We start from the raw sequence: 23,387 nt of genomic DNA, 5'->3' as shown, positions 1-23,387 counted from the left end.
ATACCAAAAAGGAGAGGCGATGGCCTCTCCTTTTTTATGGGCGCAGATCAGGGAAGAGAGAGTTACTGGCCCAGATAGGTGCGGTCGAAGAAGGTATTGACCCAGTGTGGACGGTAGATGGCCAGTACCGTCATCGCCATGCCGTTGAGCAGCGCTTCGGGGAACAGCAGCAGCGGCCAGATGGAGAGGTAATCTGCCGTGATGGTGTGCCAGGGGTAGCTGTCGCTCAGCCCCATCAGCAACGCGCTGGCCACCACCTTGACCGAGATGGCGAGGGCGCCGCCGAGAAACGCGGCCACAAAGATATAGACAAAAAGGTGGCGCGGCAGCCAGGCCCAGCTGGCCAGAAACAGCAGCCAGCTGGTGGCTACTGGCAGGGCGATGCCAACCAGCGCCTGCCAGCCAAAATCGGCCAGATTGGTGACGCCGAAGTAACCGAGCACCAGCAGGGTCAGGCAGGGGGCGAGCAGCGCCAGCCGCCAGCCCAGCAGCAGGGTGAGGGAGGTGAGCCCGAGAAAATGGACCTCGAGCCCCTCATGCAGACCGGCCCTTAGATACCAGAGCGGCACCAGCGCGATGGCACTGCCCAGCAGCAGGTGCTGATAGAGAGGGTTGTCATGGAGGGTTTGCCACAGGGAGCGGCGCAGGCTAAAGGCCAGCAGTACCAGCCAGATCAGGAGGGCGGCGAGTTGTCCTTCACTCATCTTGTCGTCCATTCATGCAGTAGAGTCCGGGCGGCCTTCCCGACCGCCCCATAGCAGAGCAGGCTGACGAGTCAGCCTGCTTTTACCATCAATATTTGACGTTGTCGTGGTACTTGCCGAGGATGCCCTTGACCCGTTCCATGGTCTCCTTGCTGGGGGGCTTGATCCCGCTCAGCTCGTACGGGTCGCCCAGCACATCCCACTTGTGTTTGCCCAGTTCGTGGTAGGGGAGCAGCTCCACCTTCTCCACGCTCTCGCCCAGCTCGGCGATGAACTGGCCCAGCCCTTCGGCGCTCTCGTCGTCGTCGCTCCAGGTCGGCACCACCACGTAGCGGATCCACATGGTCTTGCCTTTGGCCGCCAGATAGCGGGCAAACTCCAGGGTGTATCTGTTGCTGACGTGGGTCAGCGGAATGTGTTTCTCGTCATTGATCTGTTTGATGTCGAGCAGCACCAGATCGGTCTGTTCGAGCAGCTTGTCCACCTGTTCGTCGAGATGACGGACGAAGCCGTTGGTGTCGAGACAGGTGTGGATCCCTTTCTCTTTGCAAGCGGTAAACAGCTCGGTAATGAAAGCCGGTTGCAGCATGGCTTCACCGCCGGACGCTGTCACGCCACCGCCGGAGGCATTCATGAAGTGGCGATAGCTGGTGATGTCACTCATCAACTCCGGTACGGTCACTTCGCGGCCACCTTCAGTATCCCAGGTATCGCGGTTATGGCAGTACTTGCAGCGCATCAGGCAGCCTTGCATGAATACGATAAAGCGTATCCCCGGACCATCGACAGTGCCGCAGGTTTCGACGGAATGGATCCGGCCAATGGTGCCGTGAGATCCGGCTGGCTGGCTGATTTCAACGGCAGGGATCCGATTAATGACAGACATAAACAACTCCAACGATTCGAGCAGGCCGTGATTTTATTACATAAACCCCTATTGATCCTACACCTTTAGTCCTGTGCCCGGCTGCCAAGCAACTGCTCCAGCGCCTTGACGGTGAGCGGCCGACTGGTGAGAAACCCTTGATAATGCTGGCATCCCAACGCTTTGAGGATGGCAAGTTGCGCCTCCTCTTCCACCCCTTCGGCGGTGACGGTAAAGCGGAAGACCTGGGCCAGATCGAGTATCGCCTTGACGATGGCCCTGTCCTGTTCGCTGTGCACCAGGGTCTGAATGAAGCTTCTATCCAGCTTCACCTCATCGGCGGGCAGATCCCGTAGATAGGCCAGCGACGAGTAGCCGGTGCCGAAGTCGTCGATGGAGATGAGGATGCCCAGCTCCTTGAGCTGGCGCATTCTGGCGATGCTCTCGCGCCGATTCTCCAGCACTACCGATTCGGTCACCTCCAGCAGCAGGCGGGAGGGGGGCACGCCGGTGTCGCGCAGAATGTACTCCACCTGTTGCACGAAGCCCTGGGTGTGGAACTGGCGGGCGCTGACGTTGACCGACAGATGGGGGATCTGCAGGCCGCGGTTGAGCCAGAAGCTGTACTGGGCGCAGGCGGTCTTCATCACCCAGTAGCCGATCTCGAGGATCAGGCTGGTCTCTTCGGCGATGGGGATGAACTCCCCGGGTGGCACCATGGTGCCGTCGCTGCGCTGCCAGCGTAGCAGCGCCTCGATGCCCGACAGCGAGCCATTGTCGACCCGATATTGCGGTTGATAGTGCAGTTGCAGCTCGTGATGACGCAGGGCGTCGCGCAGCTCATTGGTGAGGGTCAGCCGGTTCTTCTCGTGCCGGGCCATCGCCTCGGTAAAGAAGACGTAGTGGCCCTGACCGGCGCGCTTGGCCATGTGGGTCGCGGTGTCGGCCTGTTGCATCAGAACCAGATGATCCGTCTCGTTGCCGGAGAAGAGGCTGATCCCCACCGAGGCGCTGCAGTGCAGCTTGTGATCACCGATGTCGAACGGGGTGCGAAACAGCCCCATCAGCTCGCGGGCGAAGTGCTCCGCCAGAATTTTGGCGGTGACTTCCCCTTGCCCCAGCTGGGTAAAGAGCAGGGCAAACTCGTCCCCCGAGATGCGCGCCTGCACCAGATTGTCCTGAGGCAGCTCCCTGAAACGTTGCACCACCGCTTGCAGCAGTTGATCGCCGCAGGCGTGACCGAGGGAGTCGTTGATCGACTTGAAGTTATCGAGATCCACCAGTAGCAGGGCGCCCCACTGGCCGTTGGGGGCGCTCAGGGTCTGCTGCAAAATCTGGTTGAGGCTGCGCCGGTTGTGCAGGCCGCAGAGATCGTCGTAGTAGGCGAGCTGCTCGATGTGTTTGGCGGCCTCTTTTTCCTGGGTGATGTCGTAGAAGCTGCAGATAAAGTGGCTGAGCTCCCCCCGCTCATCCTTGACCCCGTTCACCATCAAGCGCACCGGAAAGAGGTGGCCATCCTTGTGCAGGCAGCGCTCTTCCCCGAGCCAGAACTCCTGCTCGTTGACGGTGCGGCTGACATCTTCCTTGAGATGATCCCCGTAGTAGGTGGGGCGCAGCTTGCGAATGGAGTGACCGATCACCTCTACCTCGCCAAACCCGGTGATCCGGCTGAAGGAGTGGTTGACCTTGAGGATGATGCCGCTGTGATCCATCACGATCAGCCCATCGTGGGTATTGAAAGCCACTTCGGCCAGCCGCAGGGCGTCGTCGGCGGCGAGGCGCTTGAGCTCGATGGCCGCCCGCTCGTGCTGGCTGCTCAACAGATCCAGTAGCTGCTCGGGCTCTTCAAGGGGGGTATCGAGCAGCAGGGTGATCTGACCAATGGGGGGGCTGCTCTGGCCATGGAGCGGAATGCCGATGTAGGCGCTGGCATTGAGGGCCAGCAGCCGGGTCGCCTTGGGATAGCGCACGGGCAGATCTTCCACATAGATGGCCTGACCATGCTGGAACAGCTCCTGAGCGGGGCCGGGGTCGAGCTGGATGGGCTTGAGGGTGGAGAAGCCCTCCTCGTTAAGGACGCCGCGGGGGATGATCCAGAGATCCTGTCCGCGGGGCTGGAACTCGCCGATCCAGCCCACCCGGGCGCCGCTGGCGCGCATGGCCCAGCTCACCAGCGTCTTGCAGTAATCGATGCCGGTCTGCTGGTGCAGCTCGGGCGGGAGGGCCAGTTCGGCACGGTGCTCTTCCGGTTGTGGCTGCCAGTGGCCGAGCAGCTGGGCGCTGCTGCGCACCAGTTGCAACATCTCCTCGCTGAGCGGGGTAGGGTCGAGATACTCCAGACTCAGCACCCCGAACAGCTTGTCCTGCTCCAGCAGGGCACCATCGAGGCGCGAGCGCACACCGGCACTGCTCAGATAGAGGTGATTGCTCAGCATCGGTTGGTGGGCCGCTTCAGAGAAGCTCAAGGATTTACGGGTGCGCAGGGCGCGGATATAGCGGCTGTCACCGCGAATGGGGTAGAGCGCCTCGACCCCCAGGGTGAACACCGGGGTGAGTTGCTCGCTGCCGAGATCGCCGTTGGCCTGATAGTGCCAGAGGATGAGCCGATCGGCCCCCAGACTCTCTTTAAGGGCCTCGAGCAGGGGCGCATACTGTTGCTGGCTCGCCATCTGGCTGAAACGTGGCAGTTGCAATGCCAGATCGGCGATGGGCTCCTGACGAAGGGCCTGCAGACAGATGAGCCAGAAGCCATCCTGCTCGTGGGCGAGGGCGATATGCCACAACTGACTGGCAAAGCGCACTGTGATCTTGCCGCCATGACCGTTGGCCAGCAGTTGTTCGATGGGCAGGCGCAGGGCATCGGGCAGCTGGGCAGGCCAGGGGGCGCGCGGCTCGTCGAGCCAGTAGAGCGGGGTTTGCATCACGTCGGTCAGGGCGACCAGCCGTTGACTGCGTAGATCCAGACGGAAAAAGAGCGGCGTCTGGAGGGCAGGAGGAAGATGACTGAGTGCGGTAGACGACATGAACAAACAACATCCTGTTAAGCAACCGTCGGGGTTGCAAGAATACTGCAAAATGGTGTGAAACAAAATTTCATTGAATTCTAAATTAGAAAAGCCTAATTTATTGCCCATTATCATGTATGAGGAGTCTTGCAGATGAAACGGATCCTGATTATCGGTGGTGTCGCGGGGGGCGCATCGGCGGCGGCTCGTGCTCGTCGTTTGAGTGAAGAGGCAGAGATCGTGATGTTCGAGCGAGGCGAGTTTGTCAGCTTCGCCAACTGCGGTCTGCCCTACCACATCGGGGGCGATATCCCCGACCGGGATGCCTTGTTGCTGCAGACTCCCCAGAGTTTCAAGCGCCGTTTCAACGTCGATGTGCGGGTCTTCCACGATGTGATCGAGATCGACAAGGCGGGCAAGACATTGCTGGTGCGCAACCTGCAAACCGGTGAAGAGCAGCGCGAGCATTACGATGTGCTGCTGCTGAGCCCGGGGGCGGCGCCGATCCGTCCTCCCTTCCCCGGCATCGACAGCCCCCATGTCTATACCCTGCGCAACATCCCGGACATGGATCGCATTCTGGCGGCCCTGCAGCACGATCAGCCACGCCACGTCACCGTGGTGGGCGGCGGTTTTATCGGACTGGAGATGATGGAGGCGCTGCATCAGCGCAAGCTGGATGTCACCCTGCTGGAGCTGGCCGATCAGGTGATGGCGCCGGTGGACAAGGAGATGGCCAACATGCTCCATGCCCGCATCCGGGAAGAGGGGATCGACCTGCGCCTGCGCACCGGCCTCACCGCCATCGAGAGTCTGGATCTGCCTGCCGAGAAGACCTCCGCCGTACCGACCGCCAAAAGCGGTGGCCTGCGCCTGACCCTCAATGACGGTTCCCATCTTGATACCGGTCTCTTGATCCTCGCCATCGGCGTCAAGCCGGAAACCCTGCTCGCCGCCAAGGCGGGGCTGGAGCTGGGCCCACGGGGCGGCATCAAGGTGGATGCCGGGATGCGTACCTCGGATCCCTTCATCTATGCGGTGGGGGATGCGGTGGAAGAGATTGACTTCGTCACCGGCGAATCTGTGCTGATCCCGCTGGCGGGCCCGGCCAACCGGCAGGGGCGCATCGCCGCCGACAATATGCTGGGCCGAAGCGAAACCTACAAGAAGACCCAAGGGACCGCCATCTGCAAGCTGTTCGATCTGGCGGTGGCCAGCACCGGCCTCAACGAGAAGCGACTGGTGCAACTGGGATTGCCGTTCGAGAAGGTTTATGTTCATCCGGGCAGCCACGCCGGTTACTACCCGGGCGCACATCCGGTCAGCCTCAAGCTGCTGTTTGCCCCGGATGGCAAGATTTATGGCGCCCAGGCCATCGGCAAGGATGGCATCGACAAGCGCATCGATGTGCTGGCGGTGGCCCAGCGTGCCGGTCTCACCGTGTTTGATCTGCAGGATCTGGAGCTTACCTATGCGCCGCCGTTCGGCTCGGCCAAGGATGTGATCAACATGGCGGGCTTTGTGGCAAGCAACCATCTGAAAGGGGACACCCTGCTCTGCCACGTGGCCGAGGTGCAGGCTCGTAACCCCCATCAGCTGGTGGTGGATGTGCGCAATGGCCCGGAGCTCGACAAGCTGGGCCGCATTCCGGGGGCACTGCATATCCCCCTCGACGAGTTGCGTGGTCGCCTCCATGAGCTGCCCAAGGACAAAGAGCTGCTTATTAGCTGTCAGGTCGGGCTGCGCGGCCATGTCGCCTGCCGCTTGCTGAGCCAGCACGGCTTTAAAGTGAAGAATCTCTCCGGCGGCTTCAAAACCTGGCAGATGGCCACTGCCGAGTAACCGTTTTATTTCTGTGCCTGTTTGCCCCTCTCCCTTGTGCGTGCAAGATGAGGGGCTTTTTGTTTCTGCGAAATCCGGCACTATGTGCTTGCAAACCACCCTGCTCAACGCAGCAGATCACCCTGTTGCTTGCGAATATGGTGCTGCAATACCGCCAGCATACTGGCGCCGGACAGGCCGATCATCAGGGCGCCATTGACCGCTTCCAGCGGTCCCAGCAGTTTCCACTGCGCGCTCATGACGATATCGCCATAGCCGAGGGTCGCGAAATTGACGCCGGAGTGGTAGATGGCCTCCTGCAGGGTGTCGAACTCTCCGAGCCACAGGAAGAGCGCCCCCCAGACGCTGATCTGGGCCAGATTGCCGAGCATCACTATGGTGATGATGCCAAATAGTGCCAATATTCCGGAGAAGAGCCCTTCCCGTTGGTCAAATCGCTTGAAGTAAAAGCGGATGCACCAGACCGATACCATGGATTGCAGCAGCATGTTCACCAGTATCACCGGGATGCCGACCAGAAAAATAAGCAACATGTCACTCTCCTCATTGAGTTTCCGCCAGTGGGCGGCCTGCCGGCCACCACTGCTCGAGCAGCAAGAGACAGAACCAGCCGTAGCTAGCGACCAGCAGATAGAGGCCGCAGCGCATTGCCGCCGCAAGCCAGACATCCTTGCCAGCGGCACTGTCTTCAATGGCCGGACCAAACAGGATCAGCGCCGTTATCCAGGCATTGCTCCAGAAAGAGGGCGGGAAGCGGCTCGCGACCAGTCGCAACAAGCGTCGTGCCAGCCATAGCGTCATAAGAGTCAGCAGTAGCATCAGCATGAGCAGAGAGGGCCAGATTGCCAGTCCAAGCCACAGCGCGAAGGCCAGCAGGGCGCCACACAGCGTCGATAATACCAGTGCTCTGCCCGCCTCTTTGGCATGTAACGCTGTGCTCTGCTGGCCCAGCGTGACCGTTTTCATCACGGCCGGTATGTAGAATGCGGGATTGCTGAGTGCGAGCAACCAGACTGGCAGTACGATGGCCACGGCTCTGAGAGCCAGACGTTTCGGGTGTTCGGGGCGTGGCGGGGCTGGCTTGGCCACCGCACTGCCCGTGGCCTGTGGTGGAAACAGATGATGGGCAACCCCGTTGACCAGCATGCCGATCAGCGTACCCATGGCCATCATCCTGGCGAGGGCGATGGCCAGCGACTGTTCGATAAGCCCCGCCACCGGGATCACCGTGATGGCCATGATAAGCAGGATGGCAGGGGCACCTTTGCCTGCCATCACCAACTGCATCAGGAGATAGAGCAGCAAGCCGACAAGCAGCACGGCCGCCAGGGCATAGTGTGCCAGCAGGGGCACCAGCAATACCCCACTGGCCATGATCCCCAGCAAGAGGGCCGCACTTGCCAACCCCTTTTTCAGGCCAACCGGCTCTCCGGGTTGGCACAGCACCAGCCAGGCCATGATGAGCCCAAGATGGGGCATGGGCAGTGCCAGCCCGTAACAGAGCAGGGTCGTGAGCATGATCCCTGTCCCGATCCGTAGCACAGCCCTGTCAGCGTTATGCATAAGCGACCTTAATAAAGAAAGGAGCAGAGGCTCATCAGGCGAATGTGGAGTGCACCGAGCAGGTTCATCACAGAGTTATCGCTCGCGTAGACCAGCACATCGGCCTGGCCGCCGACCCGCAGTGCCTCAACGGGGGGGAAATCATCAGGAGTGAAGCGGATCTTGACCGGAAAACGCTGGGCCTGGCGCAGCCAGTCTCGGTTGTTGTCTACCGTGGGCAGGGTGCCGGCGGGCTGGCTCTTGCCATCACTGATCCCGTAACCGATGCTGCGCACTTCGCCTTCGAACAAGTGACCCGGCAGGCTGTCCAGCAAGATGGTGACCCTGTCGCCAGTCTGGATATTACCGAGGTTGTTCTCTGTCATGTCGGCAGAGACCCAGACATCGTGGATGGCGATCAGGGTCATGGCTGGGCTACCGGCCGCGATGAACTGCCCCGCATCAGTGTTCAGATCCGTGACAAGGCCACGGCCGGGGGCCAGCACCTTGGTGTTGTTGCGATCCAGTTCGGCTTTGTGTACCGCCGCGCGGGCACTGAGCAGTTGGGAGTTGTTCTCGCCAGTTACGCCGGCGGCTTCAATGGCACGGCGGACGTCGGCTTTGGCCGCGGCTACTTGACTCAGTGCTGTCTCCCGGGTGGCCTGGGCCACTTCGAGGCGGCGTACCGAGATGGCGCCCGGATCTTCGCGATAGAGCCGCTCCTGGCGCTCTGCATCCTTGGCGGCGTTATCATAGGCCGCTTTGGCTGCCTGCCAGCCGGCTTCTGCTGCTGTGACCATCTCATTGTTGGCCTTGACCGAACTCAGTACCGTTTGATAATCGGCGCGAGCCCGTGCCAGAGCGATGTCGTAGGGCTCCGGGTCGAGTTCGAACAGGGGGTCACCAGGGGCGACCTCCTGATTGTCATGAACGTAGACCTTCTGGATCTGGCCTGCGACTTCGGCTGCAACCGGAATGACGAAGGCTTGTACTCTGGCCTGTGATGTATACGGGGTGAGGCGATCCGCCAGCAGATACCAGCCTAGCAGCAAGAGCGTGAGGAACAGCACGGCCATGACGCCATTGAGACTGGCACGACCGGCCGGGGATGAAGAGTCATTCATGGTTGTCCACCTTGTTCGGTGCCGTCGCCGCGGGCAGGGGCATATTGAGGAGGGGGGACCAGCCATCCCGGGTGCGAAGTCGGGCGTCGACCTCGGGTGAAACCAGCGGTCTCTGACGCCCCTGCTCCCAGCCGCCGCCGAGGGCCTTGTAAAGGGTGATCAGGGCGCGCATCTGATCCCCGCGACTATTGACCAGCCGCTCCTGCTGGTTGAAGAGTGCGCGTTGTGAATCGAGCACCCGCTGGAAGTCCGCCATTCCCTCACGGTATTGGGTGTTGGCAATCGCCAGAGAGCGCTCTGCTGCCGCTCCCGTTGCTGTCAGTAGCCGGATTTCCTCCTTGCCATTGGCATAGGCGATGGCGGCATCATCGACATCGCGAGCCGCCTGAAAGACCCGCTCGCGGTATCGCTCATGAAGTTGCAGGAAACGGGCATCCTGTACCAGCACCTGATTGCCAAGGCGTCCTTGATCGAGCAGATTCCAGCTAAATGTGGGACCGGCCACCCAGGAGATGTTGCGGCCATCGCTGTTGTTACCGCTGATCCCCAGGCTGCCGATCAGGGAGATGGCGGGATAGAGCTCGCTTTCCGCGACACCGATGAGCGCCGACTGGGCTGCCAGTTGTCGCTCGGCCGCGCGCACATCGGGACGCCGCCGCAGCAAATCTGCGGGAAGCTCGGTGACCAGCGCCAGCTCTCCCTGTGGAATGATGCCGCTATTGGCGGCCATCTCCGGCAGTGGACCGGGTAGCCTGGCCAGCAGAATACCCAGGGCGTTCTGGCTCTGCCGCAGGCTGGTCTCCAGCTGGGGGACGCTGGAGAGGGTGGAGAGGTATTGGGTGTTAGCCTGCTGCACATCCAGTTCGGCATTATTGCCGCTGTGGAACAGCCGTTCGGTGATCTGCAGACTGCGTTTCTGGATCTGTGCGTTGTGGTTGGCGATTTGCAATCTGGCTTCCAGCGTTCTGATCGTGACATAGAGCTGGGCCACTTGTGCCGCCAGCAGCACCTGAACATCGTCATATTGGGCGAGAGTGGCAAAGTAGTTGGCATCGGCCGACTCGATACCGCGCTGGAATTTTCCCCAAAAATCGAGTTCCCACCCCAGATTGAAACTCGCGCTATAACGCCTGCCTGATTGATAACTGCCATTGCGTTGCTGGCCGCTGCGCAGCCACTCTCCGCTGCCAATGGTTGCCTGCGGTCCGAGCAGGCTCTCGGCGATGCCGAGCTGGGCGCGTGACTCGAGCAACCGCAGCCCTGCCACCCTGACATCCGGGTTTTGCTGCATGGCTTGCTCGACCAGGGTTGTCAGGATGGGGTCATGCAGTTGGGCCCACCATCGCTGGTAATCGTGCCCGGCGGATCGCTCCTGTGGCAATGTCATTTGCCACGGGGCGATCTCCGGCACATGCGGTGTGCGGTAATCCGGGCCGAGCGTCGTGCAGGCAGAGAGCAGCAAGGTTGCCACGCCGCTCAGCAGGTAGCGGCCTGCCTCAGGGTTGCGGATCATGGTCGACACCCGTTGTGTCGGTGGCCACACCGTCATTCACCCAGGCCATAAAAATCTGATAGCCAATGGAGAGCATGGTCGCCCCGATGAACATCCCGAGAATGCCATTGGTTGCCATACCGCCCAGCGCACCCAGCAACACCACTGGCATGGGGGCATCGACACCTCGACCCAGCAGCAGCGGCTTGAGCACGTTGTCGGCCATGCCCGCCACGATCAGCAGCACGGAGTAGATAACGTTAACCGCGGTGCCATGATCGCCGGCGCTCCACATGTAGGCAATGGCCGGCGCCGTCACCAGGATGACCGGTATCTGGGCAATCCCCAGGATCAGTGCCAGAACGAAGAAGATGCCGACTGCCGGGATCCCCGCCAGCATCATGACGATCCCGGCCAGCAGCGCCTGGATAAAGGCGACCCCGATGACCCCCTGGGCCACGGCGCGAATCGTGCTGGTGCACAGTTTGGTCAGCGCGAGTCCTTTGCGTTCATCGGTGATGCGCATGGCGATGCGTTTGGCACTGATTGCGCCCAGTGCACCCCACGCCATTATGATGCCAGCCACAATGAATGAGGCGACAAAGCCCAGCAAGCCCCCGCCCATACTGGCCAGGATGCCGACGACTTTCTTGGCCAGATCGCCGAGTTGTGGCTGGTAGCTGATGATGAGGCTGGGCAGATCCACGGAGGCCTTCAGCCACAGGGCATGGAGTTTTTCGCCCACCAGCGGTATGGCGGCGATGTCGGCGGAGGGAGCCGGGATGATCAGGGTGTTGTTGTTCACCTTGTCGACCAGAGCGCTGACGCTGTCCCCCAGGGAGCTGAGCATGACGACGGTGGGGACAACGATGAGCAGCACCCCCAGCAACACCAGCAGGGTAGATGCCCGGCCTTGTTTACCGCCCAGGCGCGCGGCAAAGCCTTGCTGGAGGGGGTAGAGGGTGACGGCGAGGATCAGGGCCCATAGCATCATATTCATGAACGGCGAAAACACCGTAAAACAGAAAGAGGCAAGCGCCAGGATAAGCCCAAGCTTGATGAACATATCCAGCAGTCTCGTTACCAACCGTTTTTCGACAACCGAGAGATCGTTATTTTCCATGTTGGGTGTACTCCGCTCAGTAATAGATGTTTGGCGAATCAGGTGCGTGTCAGAGAACACCCGACACCGTAATAAATAAGAGAGGCATAGCAGGAACCCTATTGATTAGTTACTGTAACACGCTCTTTTTGTCATGCTGGATAGCGCCTTTTTTGTGATTAAAGTTTTGTTTTTAAATTATTTTTTTGTTGAGCCAGATTGTTGACTGGATGGGTGGTGAATCTGAACCATAGTGCAAGTACGCAGACTCAGTTTAGCTTGACTGCTGGATGGTGGCGGGATTTGCGGTATATGACATGTGCCACGTCCGTATTGCCGTTGCCCGGTCAGGGCACCGCCCCTTCATTGTTTAAGATGTGACTGGGTTGCATATTTTCACGACATGGCATGTCAGCAATATTTCCACACACTTTTTTTCCGGCGCCGGACAAAATTAACGTTTTGTTCAGGGGATGGGTGCTATAACCCCTGCCTCGTTCATGATGAACCCTGTAGTAGGGAGAGTGACATGCTGGATATGCTGATGGCCATTTGGCATCAGGATTTTGACGCCCTGGTTCAGATGCAGGCGGTGCCCCTGCTGATCAGTTGCCTGATGCTGGTACTGCTGCTGGAGTCCGCATTCGTCTTCCTGCCCCTGCCGGGGGACAGCCTGGTACTGCTGGCCGGTGGGTTGGTGGGCATGAGGGTATTTGGCCCCGAAGTGACTCTTGTCTATCTGCCGTTGGCTGCTGGCATAGGTTCTGTGCTCGCCTACTGGCAGGGACGGGCACTGCAGCGCACCCGCTTTATGGATCATATCGAACGGATGTTGCCTCCCGACAGCCTGCCCAAGGCGACCCGGTTGCTGAAAAAGTACGGTTTTCTGGCGATGTTCTCCTCCCGTTTTATCCCGTTCGTGCGGGTGCTGACCCCCATGCTGATGGGGATTGGCCGCCTGAGCGTGCTGCGGATGTGCGTGGCCAGCTTTGCCAGTGCCTTTATGTGGGCGCTCTGCCTCAGTTTGGTGGGCAAGCTGGCGATGAACACTCCCTTCTTCCTCCACCACAGCGAACTGTTGACCCGGGCCCTGCTGATTACCTCACTGGTGCTGTTTCTGGCGGCCGTCATGGCCATCCTGTTTCGCTGGTTCAAAGGCGGAGCAAAAAACGAGACCAGCCACGACTAGATGACAACCCTTGCCGCACTGGATCAGTGGGCAAGGGGATTCTCGTGCATTAGGGGCGCGGAAATGTGCCCATTCGGGTAATGAGCTTTGTGTCGGGTGAGCAGGATGCCTTATTCTGTTTCCAGCCACGCTGCGTTTGCAGCGCTCCAACTCGGGATGGAACCTATGCGCCTCTTCGACTCTCCCTCTGCTTCTCACCGCTCTACCGCTGAAACCGGCGCTCTGCGCCGCCGCTGGTCGGCCTTACTGCTTTGCGGGGTGGTCGGTTTGCTGTCTGGCTGCGGCCCTGACAAGCCCACCAGCCAAATATCGAACACAGAATCCACAGCCCAGCAGGAGGCCGGGGCGCCAACTTCTGTAGTGCAGGCCAATGCCCGCCAATATCGGGATGCGCCAGCGCTGGCGCTGGTCTTCTCCGGCCCATTGGCACCCAAGGCCAATTGGCAGAGTTGGCTTGCGGTCAGTGAAGGTGGCAAGCAGCTGCAGGGGGAGTGGATCCTCGCCGACGATGGTCGCACCCTCTATTTCCCGAACGTGCAGCCCGATAAAAGCTATGAGGTGAGCCTCAAGGCGGGGCTGGGCCCATCCCCCCGAAGCTGGACCCTCAAAACCCGGCCGCTGGAGGCGGGGGCTTCGTTTACCGCCAGCGGCATGGTATTGCCGCTGCGCGACGAGCTGCGCCTGCCCATCAGCGCGGTCAATGTGGATGAGGTCAATATCGACTTCTTTCGGGTCGATGCCGAGTATCTGCCCCGTTTTCTGGCGGAATATCGCCCCGGTGCCGGCATGGGGAACTGGGAGCTTGAGCAGATCACCAAGCGGGCCAAGCGGGTATTCAGCGGCCGCTATGCGCTGGAGCTCGATGCCAACCGGCGCGAGACCCGCCTTATTAACGTGAAGGAGTCGCAGCTGGCGGAGGCCGGTGTCTACTTTGCGGTGATGTCGCCCCTTGGCAACTACGACTGGCGCAAGGAGACCACCTATTTCGCGGTGAGCGACATGGGGCTCAGTGCCCGTCGTTACCGCGATCAGCTGGAGGTGTTCGTCAGTTCCTTGGCAACCGCCGACCCCCTCAAGGAGGTGCAACTCTCCCTGCTCGACGAGAAGGGCAACCGGCTGCAGGTGCAAACCACGGATCCGCAGGGTCATCGCCGCTTCGATCAGGTGCAGGGGGCCCGCCTGCTGCTGGCCGAACAGGGCAACCATCTGGCGGTGCTGCGCCTCGACGGGGCGGCGCTCGATCTCTCCACCTTCGATCTCGGCACCCAGCCCTGGCAGGCCCAGCAGCTTTATCTGTTCAGCGGGCGCGATCTCTATCGCCCCGGCGAGCGGCTCGACAGCGAGATCCTGCTTAAGGGCCAAGATGGCCAGCTGCTGCCGGGCATGGCGGTGGAGCTGGAGGTGAAACAGCCGGACGGCCAGCTGCTCGAACAAAAGCGCCTGCTGCCGGACAATCTTGGCGCCGCCCACTACGGCCTGCGTCTGCCGGACGATGCGCCGCTCGGGCGCTGGACCATCAACCTCAAGACTGCCGCTGGCAGCCGCTTCGAGTGGCCTTTTCTGGTGGAGGAGTTCTTGCCGGAACGGCTCAAGCTGCAACTTGGCAAGGGGCCGGATGGCGAAGTGACGGATCTGGATGCTGCCCTCGCCCTGCCGCTGCAAGGGGACTATCTCTACGGCGCACCTGCGAGTGCCACCAAGGCCAAGGCCGAGGTAAAAATCAGCCGCGCTACCATGCCCTTTACCCAGTGGCAGGAGTTCACGCTGGGTGACGTGCTGCTCGCGGAGCAGGCCAAAGATCTCGAGCCCCTCAATCTCACCCTCGATGCGCAGGGGCAGGGGACTTTTTCGTTAGCTGATGAGCTCGATGGGGTGCGCGCCCTCGGGCCGCTGGAGGTGGCCTATCGGGTGTCGCTCGCCGAGCCCGGTGGCCGCGCCGTCAATCGCAGCCGCACCCAGTATGGCTGGCCCATGGGCAGCCAGTGGCCGGCCCTCAAGGCCGATTTCGTGGCGGATCGGGTGGAAGGGGGCAAGCCGCTCCCCTTCCAGATCCTCAACCTCGATGACAAGGGCCAGCCGGTGGCGGGGGCGGTGAAAGTGCGTCTTATCAACGAGTACCGCGACTACTACTGGCACTACGCCGATGGCGAGGGGTGGAAGTACGAGTTCAACAGCCAGCCCTATCTGGAGCAGGAGCAGACCCTGCAGCTGGATGGCAAGGGGCCGACCCCGCTCACGCTGCAACTGGCGGCGGGCTGGTACCGGTTGGAGGTGGAGAATAGTCAGGGCCATCAATCCAGCCTGCGGGTGGAGATAGGCAGTTACGCCTGGGGCGGTGGTGGCGAGCAGGCACGGCCCGACAAGATTGCCATCACCCTCGACAAGCGCGCCTATCAGGCGGGTGACAAGGCCAAAGTGACGCTGGTGGCGCCGCGCCCCGGCAAGGGCTTGCTGCTGGTGGAAGATGGCGACGGCCTGCGCTGGTGGCAGCGCATCGAGCTCAAGGGGGCCGGTGGCGATGCCAAGGATGCCCGCGGCGAGTTCGAGATCCCGGTCAGTCCCGAGTGGCAGCGCCATGACTTGCATATCTCGGCCCAGATCGCCGCGCCAGACAGCGCCTCCAAACCGGCTGGCAAGCAGCAGGGGCAGAGCCTGCGCTCGGTCGGGCTGGTGCCGCTCACGCTGGATCGGGAAGCGCGCCGTCTGCCGCTCACCCTGAGCGCGCCTGATAAAGCGGTGCCCCTTACCCGGCTGGAAGTGACCGCAACCTCCACCCCCAATAGCCAAGGCCGTGTGGTGCTGGCAGCGGTGGATCGGGGCGTGCTCAATATCAGCGATTATCAACCCCTCGACCCGTTCGAGATCTTCTTTGGCCGCAAGCGCTTCGCCCAAGATTTGTTCGACAACTACGGGCAAGTGATCCCGCCGCAAGATGGCAAGCTGGCCCGCCTCAACTATGGGGGCGATCGGGCGCCGCTGAAAAAGGGCGGCGCGCTGGAGAGCCGGGTAGAGATAGCTGCACTGTGGAGCGGCGAGGTGAGTTTTGATGAGAGCGGCAAGGCGGTGATCCCGCTCGATCTGCCCAACTTCAACGGCGAACTGGCGCTGATGGCGCTGGCCTGGAACGAACAGCAAGTCGGCGAGGCCGAGCGCGCCGTCAAGGTAGTGGCGCCCTTGGTGGCCGAGATCGGCTGGCCGCGCTTTGGCGCCAGAGGGGATGAGACCCGGGCGCTGGTGCAGCTGCGCAACATGAGCGGCGAGGATCAGACCCTATCCCTTGTCTGGACCCTCAACGGTGGGTTGAAAGCAAACGGTGAACTGCCCAGCACCCTTTCCCTTAAAAACGGCGAAGAGCAGTGGCTAACCCTGCCGCTTACCGTGACCGGGGCAAGCGGGGTGGCGAGCCTGCAGTTGGCGGCCAGCGGCAAGGATTTTGCGATAAGTCGCGACTGGACTCTGCCGCTGCGCTCCCCCTGGCCTGCCGAGACTCGCCAGCGCTACCAGATGCTGGCCCCCGGCCAGCAGATGAGCTTTGCGCCAGCTGAGCTGGCCGGGCTGGATCGCGCCAACCTGCAGGGGCTGCTCAGCCTCTCCGGCACTCCCCCCTGGGATCCGGCAGCCCAGTGGCAGGCGCTGGCCGATTACCCCTATGCCTGTCTGGAGCAGACCTTGTCCCGTGCCTGGCCCTACTTGCTGACCACGGCCGATGAGCGGGCCGCCTGGCGCAAACCCGCAGAGGGCAAGCAAGCGGCGAGTGAGGCGGATGTGCAGCGCGCCCTGCTGCAACGGCTGCAGCGGTTGCAACTGCCAAGCGGCGGCTTTGGCCTCTGGGATGGTCGCTCCGACGAGGAGCAGTGGCTCACCGCTTATGCCGCTGACTACCTGCTGGCGCGCAAGGAGGCAGGCGACGCGGTGCCGGAGGCGATGCTCAATCAGGCGCTAAATCGGCTGCAGAGTTACCTCACCGATAGCCAGTACGGCGAGCGCTGGAGCAGCGCCCCCGAGCACAGCCGGCTGGCCTATCAGGCTTACAGCGCCTATGTGCTGGCCCGGGTGGGCAAGGCGCCGCTCGCTACTCTGCGGCTTATCTGGGAGCAGCAGGCCGATCACGCTCGCTCCGGTTTGCCGCTCTTGCACCTCTCGCTGGCGCTCTCGGCCATGGGGGATGAGCAGAACGCCGCCAAGGCCCTCAGCCGGGCATTGGCGACCGAGCGCGGGGATGACTATCTGGGAGATTACGGTTCGCAGTTACGCGATGGAGCCCTCGAGCTCTCCTTGCTGCGCCAGCACAAGCTGGCTGCGGAGCGCTGGCCTGATCTCAGCGCCAAGGTGGCCGATACCCTGGCTCACCGTCAGTGGCTCAGCACCCAAGAGCGGCTTGCCTTGTTGCGACTCGCCCGCTTCGATCCGGCCGTCGACTGGCAGACCAAGGTAACTTCCTCTCTTGGCAGTGGATCCCTGAGCGGTTCGGCCCCGTTGCAACTGAGGGCCCCCGAGGCACTGGCCGCGAGCACCGTCATCAACGAGGGCAAGGGATCCCTCTATGTACAGCGCACTCTGGTCGGTTACCCCGAACAGGCACCGGCACGGATCAGCAAGGGTATGAGCGTGACCCGCAGCTGGTTCAACAGCGACGGTCAGCCGTTTGAGCCCGCCAAGGTGAAGGTCGGCGATCTGGTGGTGGTGCGGCTCAATGTCAGCAGTGAATCGGCGGTGCCCGATGCCCTGCTGGTGGAGATGGTGCCCGCTGGCTTCGAGCTGGAGAACCCGGCCTTTGGCAACAGCATCAAGCTCGAAGAGCTCTCCATCGAGGGGAAACCGGCGTGGCAGAGCGAGTGGAACGACTACCTCAAGCATCAGGAGTTTCGCGATGACCGCTACACGGCAGCGCTGGATCTGAGCGAGGGGAGCAACCAGCAGCTGGTCTACCTGATGCGGGCGGTGACGCCGGGTCGCTATCAGGTGTCACCGACCCAGGTTGAGGATATGTACCGGCCTGAACTGCGGGCTGTGGGTGAGGACATCCACGAGGTGCGTATCTCTGAGTAACAAACCCTCCCTTGAGCGGGTTCGCCCGCTCACTTTTTGGCAGCGTGGTTGGCTGAGCCTGGGTCGCAGTGGCCGCGCAGGCTGGCGCTGGCTGGGCGGTCTGCCGCGCTGGCTGCGCTTTTCGGTGCTGGGAGTTGTAGCACTGCTGCTGTCATTGCTGGCGCTGGATCGGATTTTCCCGCCGCCACCGCTCGACCCCGCCTATGCGCGGGTGGTGCTCGACATGAAAGGGCGGCCGCTGCGCGCCTTTGCCGATACCAGCGGCGTGTGGCGCTACCCCGTGACCCTGGAGCAGGTCTCCCCCCGCTATATCGAGGCGTTGCTGGGCTACGAGGATCGCTACTTCTGGCGTCATCCCGGGGTCAATCCGGTGGCCATGGTGCGCGGGATCTGGCAATGGCTGCGTTATGGGCGCGCCGTGTCGGGCGGCTCAACCCTCACCATGCAGGTTGCCCGCCTTATCGAGCCCTACCACCGGAGCGTGCCCGGCAAGCTGCGCCAGATGGCCCGCGCGCTGCAGTTGGAGTGGCACTACGACAAGCGCACCTTGCTCACCGTCTACCTCAACCGGGCGCCGTTTGGCGGCAACCTGGAGGGGGTGCAGGCGGCAAGTTTTGCCTATCTCGGCAAGAGTGCGGCCAAGCTGACCTATGCCGAGGCGGCGCTGTTGGCGGTGCTGCCACAGGCTCCCAGCCGCAACCGGCCGGACCGGCATCCCGAGCGGGCCCGCGCCGCCCGTGACAAGGTGATGCAGCGGCTGGTGGCTCAGGGTGTCTGGCCCGAACAAGTGTGGCTGGAGGGGCGTATCGAGCCGGTGCTGGCCCGAGGTCACTTCACGCCGATGGAGGCGCCGCTGTTTGCCCGCCTCGCCGCTGACCATCAGGCCGGGGCGCTGGTGCACACCACCATCGACGGTGATCTACAGCGCTGGCTGGAGGGACGGGTGGCGAGCTACATTCGCCGCTTCCCCGAGCAGACCTCAGCGGCGTTGCTCTTGGTAGATAACAAAACCATGGCGGTGCGCGCCTATGTGGGCAGCGCCGAGTATGGCAATTTGCGCCGCCACGGTTATCTGGACATGGTGCAGGCGATCCGCTCCCCGGGATCCACCCTCAAGCCCTTTATCTACGGTCTGGCGATGGATGAGGGGCTGGTGCACTCGGCCTCCCTGCTCTCCGATGCGCCAAGGCTGGGATCTGATTATCGCCCCGCCAACTTTTCCGGCGCCTTTCAGGGGCCGGTGACCCTGGCCCAGGCGCTGCAGCAATCCCTCAACGTGCCGGCGGTGCAGGTGCTGGAGGCGCTCGGGCCCGACAAGCTGGTCAGCCGCCTCGACAATGCCGGGGTGCGGCTGGCGCTCTCCGACAAACCCAATCCGGCCATCGCGCTGGGGGCGGCGGGCATTCGACTCGAGCAGCTTGTGGCGCTCTACAGTGCGCTGACCCGGCAGGGGCAGGTGGCGATGCCGGTTTGGCTGGCGGGGCAGCAGGCGGTGTCGCGCCCCTTGCTGAGTCCGGGTGCGGCCTGGATCATCTGGCAAATATTGAGCGCACAGGGGCGGGCGGATCAGCCTTTTGCCAGTGAGGCGACCGGCCGGGTCAACCGGCTGGCTTGGAAGACCGGTACCAGCTACGGCTATCGCGACAGCTGGGCGATGGGGGTCTCCGGTCGCTGGACCATCGGCGTCTGGCTTGGGCGCCCCGACGGCACCCCCATGCCCGGTTTTTACGGCCAGAGTGCAGCGGTGCCGCTGCTGCTGTCGGTCTACTCGCGACTCTCGGACAACAGCTCTCTGCCGGCACAACCCAACACGGTGAGCGAAGCCGAGATCTGCTGGCCGCTGGGGCGCAAGGCGAGCGCAACCCTGCCTGGAACCTGTTTGCAGCGACAGAGCGCCTGGTTGCTGGAAGGGCGCGATCCTCCCACCTTGCCGGATCCCATGGACTGGCCCTCGCCGCTGCGCCAAGTGGCGCTGACCGCCGAGGGCAAGCCGACCCTGGCACGCTGCCAAGATGTGGCGCAATCCGGTTTTCGGGCGCTCTGGCCATTGTCACTGGAGCCGTGGCGAACGCCCGGCGAGCGACGACAGGCGCTGCTTGCCAGTGGTTGTGCTGGGGAAGGGCAGAGTGCCGAGCTGCAGGCCCCTATTCGCATTGTGGCGCTGGGGGAGGGCAACCTTATCCGCAGCCAGCGCTATCGGTTGCAGCCCAAGGTGCTTGGCGGTGTCGGCAAGCCGGCCTGGTTTCTCAACGGTCAGCGGCTGCGCTGGGATGGGGATCAGGTGCTGAGCGTGGCGGGGCGCTACCAGTTGGTTGTGGTGGATGCAGCGGGCAACAGCGATCGTATCGAGTTTCGCGTGGTGCACCCTGACAGTGAGGCCGGCACCATCACCCGTTGAGCGTTTTGCCGACAGCCATTGAGGCGAATGTAATTAACCATTTGAAATGCATCAATATTTGATTGAATGAATTGATTTATGAATAATTACGAATTCATTCAAATCCAATCGGGAGTGCTCCTTTGCTGCGTGTTTTTTGTCCCTTGCTGGTGCTGATGAGTTCGGGTTGTGCCACGACCAATCATGGTGATCACCATGTTGCTCCTGAGCGTACCGGGTTCTATTCACCTTTCGAACCCGCTTCCGAGAGTTTTGTGCGTTGCTATCAGAAACAGTTTGCCTGTACCCCTGCCAATATCCGCCGTGACAGGGCGATGGAGGCGCGCAGGCAGGCGCAAGAGCAGGCCAATCACCGTGGTGATGATTGGTAAGTTGCAGATAACGAGAGGGGTTGGCAGATGCCAACCCCTTTTTCATTCCGCCGATTCAGCCAGGCTGGCGCAGATGACCGAGCCGGGTGAAGAAGTGCTGGCTCTTGCGCTGGTGAAAGTGGCTCTTCTTGATGGGATGGAAGATGAGGTTGCTTTCGGGGTGGCTCGCCTTTAACTGGTGGAGCATCGCCACGGCAGGCAGGCTGGTGCTGACCAGCGTGGTGAGTGGCATGCTGAGGGTCTCGGGACCCAGTAGTTGATTGAGCCCCTGCTGAGCCTGCTCAAAGCGAGTCAGGGCCGCCGGGTCCGCATAGCCGCTGCCCAGCATGGCGAGCAGGCTGTCGAGGGCCAGATGAAATTCGGCCAGCTGTTGGCGAAAGCCGCTGCGCCCGCGCAGGGCAATCAGCTCTGCAAACGGAATGTCGGCCAGGTGAGTGGGCACTTGCAACGGGATTTCGAGGTGGAAGCAATCCTGCCCGCCCCGGTTGTGGTAGCGGGATTCGAGCAGGTGGAGCAGGCGGTCGAGATAGTCGTGATCGGTAATGAGCGCCCCGTCATTGGCGAGTGCCCACTCACGGGCGAGACGCATGGAGAGCAGGTTGGCAAAGCGCCGCGCCATTCTGATCCCCCCCTCATCCCGGGTCGCAAAGCCGTGGGTCAGGCAAAAGCCGTGCAGCCGCTCCAGTCCGGCCTGCTCCGGGCAGAAGCAGTCGTGGTTGGCGCCCTGGCGCCAGCGACCAATCAGCTCCTTGTTGCCAAACACCTTGTGGCGTACGAAATCGGGGGCCACCAGGCCGCTGATCTGGCTCTCCAGTTGCGGGGTGATGGCGGCAAAGAAGGCGGCATCGGGCCGCTCGGCCAGCAGATCGGTCTGCTGCTGCAGGGTATCGAGCAGGGTGGTTAGGCCACTTTTTTCACTGACGGTGAAGACGAAGGCGAGCCGCTCCAGATAGAGCAGGGCAAATTTGAGCCAGAGCTCGTCGCGTACCTCCATGCCGGGGTAGTAGATATAGGTCTTCATCGGATCGGTCTGTTGTCAAAAATCTGGCGAGGTGCAGGGTCGGGAATATACGCAAGATTGCGGCCGCGCGGCAAACATTGCGTGGGGTAATGTGAGCAAACGCTCATCCAGTAGGCGCTGGCCACAAAGTTCTGATATAATTCGCGCCCTTAAATCAAGGCCACCCGAGTCAAAACCATGAAGTTCATTATCAAGCTGTTCCCGGAAATCACCATCAAGAGCAAATCAGTTCGCCAGCGTTTCACCAAGATGTTGCAGGGCAACATCCGCAACGTGTTGCGCCGCTTCGACGAAGATGCCCGCGTACGGATGGATTGGGACAAGCTGGTAGTGAGCTCCCGTAACGATCAGTTCCACGCACAGTATCTCGAGACCCTGGCCTGTATCCCGGGCATTCAGTACTTCCTCGAAGTGCAACTGAGCAACTTTACCGACCTGCACGACATCTTCGAGCAGACCCGCGCCGTCTGGGGTGAGCGCCTGAAAGGCAAAACCTTCTGCGTGCGTGCCCGTCGCGTCGGCAAACATGATTTCAGCTCGCTGGAGCTGGAGCGCTATGTGGGCGGTGGCCTCAATCAGCATTGCGAAACCGCCGGTGTGCGTCTGAAAAAGCCGGACATCCAGATCAATCTGGAAGTGGAAAATGACGAGCTCTACATCATCAGTGCGGTACACCACGGTATGGGTGGCTTCCCGATGGCCACCCAGGAAGATGTGCTGAGCCTGCTCTCCGGTGGTTTCGACTCCGGTGTTGCCTCCTACCAGTTCATCAAGCGCGGTTGCCGCGTCCACTACTGCTTCTTCAATCTCGGCGGCGCCGCCCACGAGATCGGGGTGAAGCAGGTCGCCTATTACCTGTGGAACAAGTTTGGTGCCTCCCACAAGGTGCGTTTCACTGCCATCGACTTTGAACCCGTGGTCGCCGAGATCCTCGAGAAGGTCGACAACGGCCAGATGGGCGTGGTGCTCAAGCGGATGATGATGCGTGCCGCCGGTCAGGTTGCCGACTACTTCCAGATCCCGGCGCTGGTCACCGGCGAGTGCGTGGGCCAGGTCTCCAGCCAGACGCTCACCAACTTGAACGTGATCGACCGGGTGACCGACAAGGTGATCCTGCGTCCGCTTATCACCTGGGACAAGCCGGATATCATCAGCGAAGCCCGCCGCATTGGCACCTTGGAGTTTGCCGAGACCATGCCGGAGTATTGCGGCGTCATCTCCAAGAAGCCGACCGTGAAGGCCGAGCTCTCCCGCATTGAAGCGGAAGAGGCCAACTTCGACTTCTCCATTCTGGACAAGGTGGTCTCCGAGGCCCGTTACCTCGATATCCGCCGTATCGGTGAAGAGACCGCCGCCGAAGTACAAGAGGTGGAAACCACTCAGGTGCTGGGCGATGACGAGGTGATCCTGGATATCCGCTCTGCTGATGAGCGTGACGAGAAGCCGTTGGTGGTGGAAGATCGTGAAGTGCTGCACATCCCCTTCTTCAAGCTTGCCACCGCCTTTGGCGATCTGCCCAAGGAGAAGACCTATCTGCTCTACTGCGATCGCGGCGTGATGAGCAAGCTGCAGGCGCTCTATCTGAAAGAGAAGGGCTTTGACAACGTCAAGGTGTACCGCCCGTAAGCGTGCTTTCACCTCAAATAAAAAATCCGGCCACTGTGCCTAATGCCGATCAGTTAA

General features: G+C 61.6%; 15 protein-coding genes. 6 read left to right on the top strand and 9 right to left on the bottom strand.

The annotated features are described in order from the left end of the window. Positions 1–62 precede the first annotated feature (62 nt). The 3 genes from BN1115_RS12235 to BN1115_RS12225 form a co-directional block, all read right to left on the bottom strand. Positions 63–704, bottom strand: coding sequence for an energy-coupling factor ABC transporter permease (locus BN1115_RS12235; RefSeq protein ID WP_042657370.1), 642 nt, complete (start codon positions 702–704; stop codon positions 63–65). Positions 705–792: 88 nt separating this feature from the next. Beyond that, positions 793–1,590, bottom strand: a complete 798-nt coding sequence (gene pflA / locus BN1115_RS12230; protein WP_082034841.1) for a pyruvate formate lyase 1-activating protein — start codon at positions 1,588–1,590, stop codon at positions 793–795. A 65-nt stretch (positions 1,591–1,655) separates the two neighbouring features. Continuing rightward, complete coding sequence (locus tag BN1115_RS12225; protein ID WP_042657360.1) at positions 1,656–4,592, bottom strand: sensor domain-containing phosphodiesterase; 2,937 nt, start codon at positions 4,590–4,592, stop codon at positions 1,656–1,658. A gap of 135 nt (positions 4,593–4,727) precedes the next feature. Here BN1115_RS12225 and BN1115_RS12220 point away from each other — a divergent pair, with 135 nt between their 5' ends. Next, a complete protein-coding gene (locus tag BN1115_RS12220) occupies positions 4,728–6,416 on the top strand; it encodes an FAD-dependent oxidoreductase (protein ID WP_042657359.1) in 1,689 nt (562 codons plus the stop codon). 104 nt (positions 6,417–6,520) lie between these two features. On the opposite strand, the gene BN1115_RS12215 is transcribed toward BN1115_RS12220, so the two are convergent. From BN1115_RS12215 to BN1115_RS12195, 5 genes are read right to left on the bottom strand one after another with little or no spacing between them, the layout of a single operon-like run. Next, the gene (locus BN1115_RS12215; protein WP_042657358.1) at positions 6,521–6,949 is read right to left on the bottom strand and encodes an ion channel; all 429 of its coding nucleotides are present in this window, start codon (positions 6,947–6,949) and stop codon (positions 6,521–6,523) included. A gap of 10 nt (positions 6,950–6,959) precedes the next feature. Further along, entirely contained in the window at positions 6,960–7,934 is a 975-nt protein-coding gene (locus BN1115_RS12210; RefSeq protein WP_244152271.1) for a hypothetical protein, read from the bottom strand. A 53-nt stretch (positions 7,935–7,987) separates the two neighbouring features. Continuing rightward, positions 7,988–9,082 (bottom strand): HlyD family secretion protein, encoded by a 1,095-nt coding sequence (locus BN1115_RS12205; RefSeq protein WP_042657356.1) that lies wholly within the window; start codon positions 9,080–9,082, stop codon positions 7,988–7,990. Beyond that, entirely contained in the window at positions 9,075–10,595 is a 1,521-nt protein-coding gene (locus tag BN1115_RS12200; protein ID WP_042657355.1) for an efflux transporter outer membrane subunit, read from the bottom strand. Before BN1115_RS12200 ends, BN1115_RS12205 begins: the two co-directional genes overlap by 8 nt. After that, positions 10,579–11,640 (bottom strand): AI-2E family transporter, encoded by a 1,062-nt coding sequence (locus BN1115_RS12195; RefSeq protein ID WP_279615284.1) that lies wholly within the window; start codon positions 11,638–11,640, stop codon positions 10,579–10,581. Before BN1115_RS12195 ends, BN1115_RS12200 begins: the two co-directional genes overlap by 17 nt. 565 nt (positions 11,641–12,205) lie before the next feature. On the opposite strand from BN1115_RS12195, the gene BN1115_RS12190 reads away from it, so the two are divergent. The 4 genes from BN1115_RS12190 (at position 12,206) to BN1115_RS21670 (ending at position 20,683) form a co-directional block, all read left to right on the top strand. Next, a complete protein-coding gene (locus BN1115_RS12190) occupies positions 12,206–12,865 on the top strand; it encodes a DedA family protein (RefSeq protein ID WP_042657353.1) in 660 nt (219 codons plus the stop codon). Positions 12,866–13,030: 165 nt separating this feature from the next. Continuing rightward, positions 13,031–17,914: an alpha-2-macroglobulin family protein gene (locus tag BN1115_RS12185; RefSeq protein WP_042657352.1), complete on the top strand. Its 4,884-nt coding sequence runs from the start codon at positions 13,031–13,033 to the stop codon at positions 17,912–17,914. Next, a complete protein-coding gene (gene pbpC, locus BN1115_RS12180) occupies positions 17,880–20,312 on the top strand; it encodes a penicillin-binding protein 1C (protein WP_082034840.1) in 2,433 nt (810 codons plus the stop codon). Before BN1115_RS12185 ends, pbpC begins: the two co-directional genes overlap by 35 nt. Before the next feature lie 122 nt (positions 20,313–20,434). After that, positions 20,435–20,683, top strand: a complete 249-nt coding sequence (locus BN1115_RS21670) for a hypothetical protein (RefSeq protein WP_082034839.1) — start codon at positions 20,435–20,437, stop codon at positions 20,681–20,683. A gap of 55 nt (positions 20,684–20,738) precedes the next feature. Here the strand turns inward: BN1115_RS21670 and BN1115_RS12175 are convergent, their stop codons facing one another. Then, positions 20,739–21,704: a hypothetical protein gene (locus BN1115_RS12175; protein WP_042657350.1), complete on the bottom strand. Its 966-nt coding sequence runs from the start codon at positions 21,702–21,704 to the stop codon at positions 20,739–20,741. A gap of 177 nt (positions 21,705–21,881) precedes the next feature. Here BN1115_RS12175 and thiI point away from each other — a divergent pair, with 177 nt between their 5' ends. Then, a complete protein-coding gene (thiI, locus tag BN1115_RS12170; RefSeq protein ID WP_042657349.1) occupies positions 21,882–23,330 on the top strand; it encodes a tRNA uracil 4-sulfurtransferase ThiI in 1,449 nt (482 codons plus the stop codon). Positions 23,331–23,387 lie beyond the last annotated feature (57 nt).

The sequence above is a fragment of the Aeromonas allosaccharophila genome, from assembly GCF_000819685.1.
In the GTDB taxonomy this organism is placed as follows: domain Bacteria; phylum Pseudomonadota; class Gammaproteobacteria; order Enterobacterales; family Aeromonadaceae; genus Aeromonas; species Aeromonas allosaccharophila.
This window is presented reverse-complemented; position numbering and strand designations above follow the sequence as displayed.

Bases quoted from the DNA above. Each gene is read 5' to 3' on its own strand.
- BN1115_RS12235 (WP_042657370.1), bottom strand. From the start codon at position 704: ATGAGTGAAGGACAACTCGCCGCCCTCCTGATCTGGCTGGTACTGCTG.
- pflA (WP_082034841.1), bottom strand. From the start codon at position 1,590: ATGTCTGTCATTAATCGGATCCCTGCCGTTGAAATCAGCCAGCCAGCC.
- BN1115_RS12225 (WP_042657360.1), bottom strand. From the start codon at position 4,592: ATGTCGTCTACCGCACTCAGTCATCTTCCTCCTGCCCTCCAGACGCCG.
- BN1115_RS12220 (WP_042657359.1), top strand. From the start codon at position 4,728: ATGAAACGGATCCTGATTATCGGTGGTGTCGCGGGGGGCGCATCGGCG.
- BN1115_RS12215 (WP_042657358.1), bottom strand. From the start codon at position 6,949: ATGTTGCTTATTTTTCTGGTCGGCATCCCGGTGATACTGGTGAACATG.
- BN1115_RS12210 (WP_244152271.1), bottom strand. From the start codon at position 7,934: ATGCTCACGACCCTGCTCTGTTACGGGCTGGCACTGCCCATGCCCCAT.
- BN1115_RS12205 (WP_042657356.1), bottom strand. From the start codon at position 9,082: ATGAATGACTCTTCATCCCCGGCCGGTCGTGCCAGTCTCAATGGCGTC.
- BN1115_RS12200 (WP_042657355.1), bottom strand. From the start codon at position 10,595: ATGATCCGCAACCCTGAGGCAGGCCGCTACCTGCTGAGCGGCGTGGCA.
- BN1115_RS12195 (WP_279615284.1), bottom strand. From the start codon at position 11,640: ATGTTCATCAAGCTTGGGCTTATCCTGGCGCTTGCCTCTTTCTGTTTT.
- BN1115_RS12190 (WP_042657353.1), top strand. From the start codon at position 12,206: ATGCTGGATATGCTGATGGCCATTTGGCATCAGGATTTTGACGCCCTG.
- BN1115_RS12185 (WP_042657352.1), top strand. From the start codon at position 13,031: ATGCGCCTCTTCGACTCTCCCTCTGCTTCTCACCGCTCTACCGCTGAA.
- BN1115_RS12175 (WP_042657350.1), bottom strand. From the start codon at position 21,704: ATGAAGACCTATATCTACTACCCCGGCATGGAGGTACGCGACGAGCTC.
- thiI (WP_042657349.1), top strand. From the start codon at position 21,882: ATGAAGTTCATTATCAAGCTGTTCCCGGAAATCACCATCAAGAGCAAA.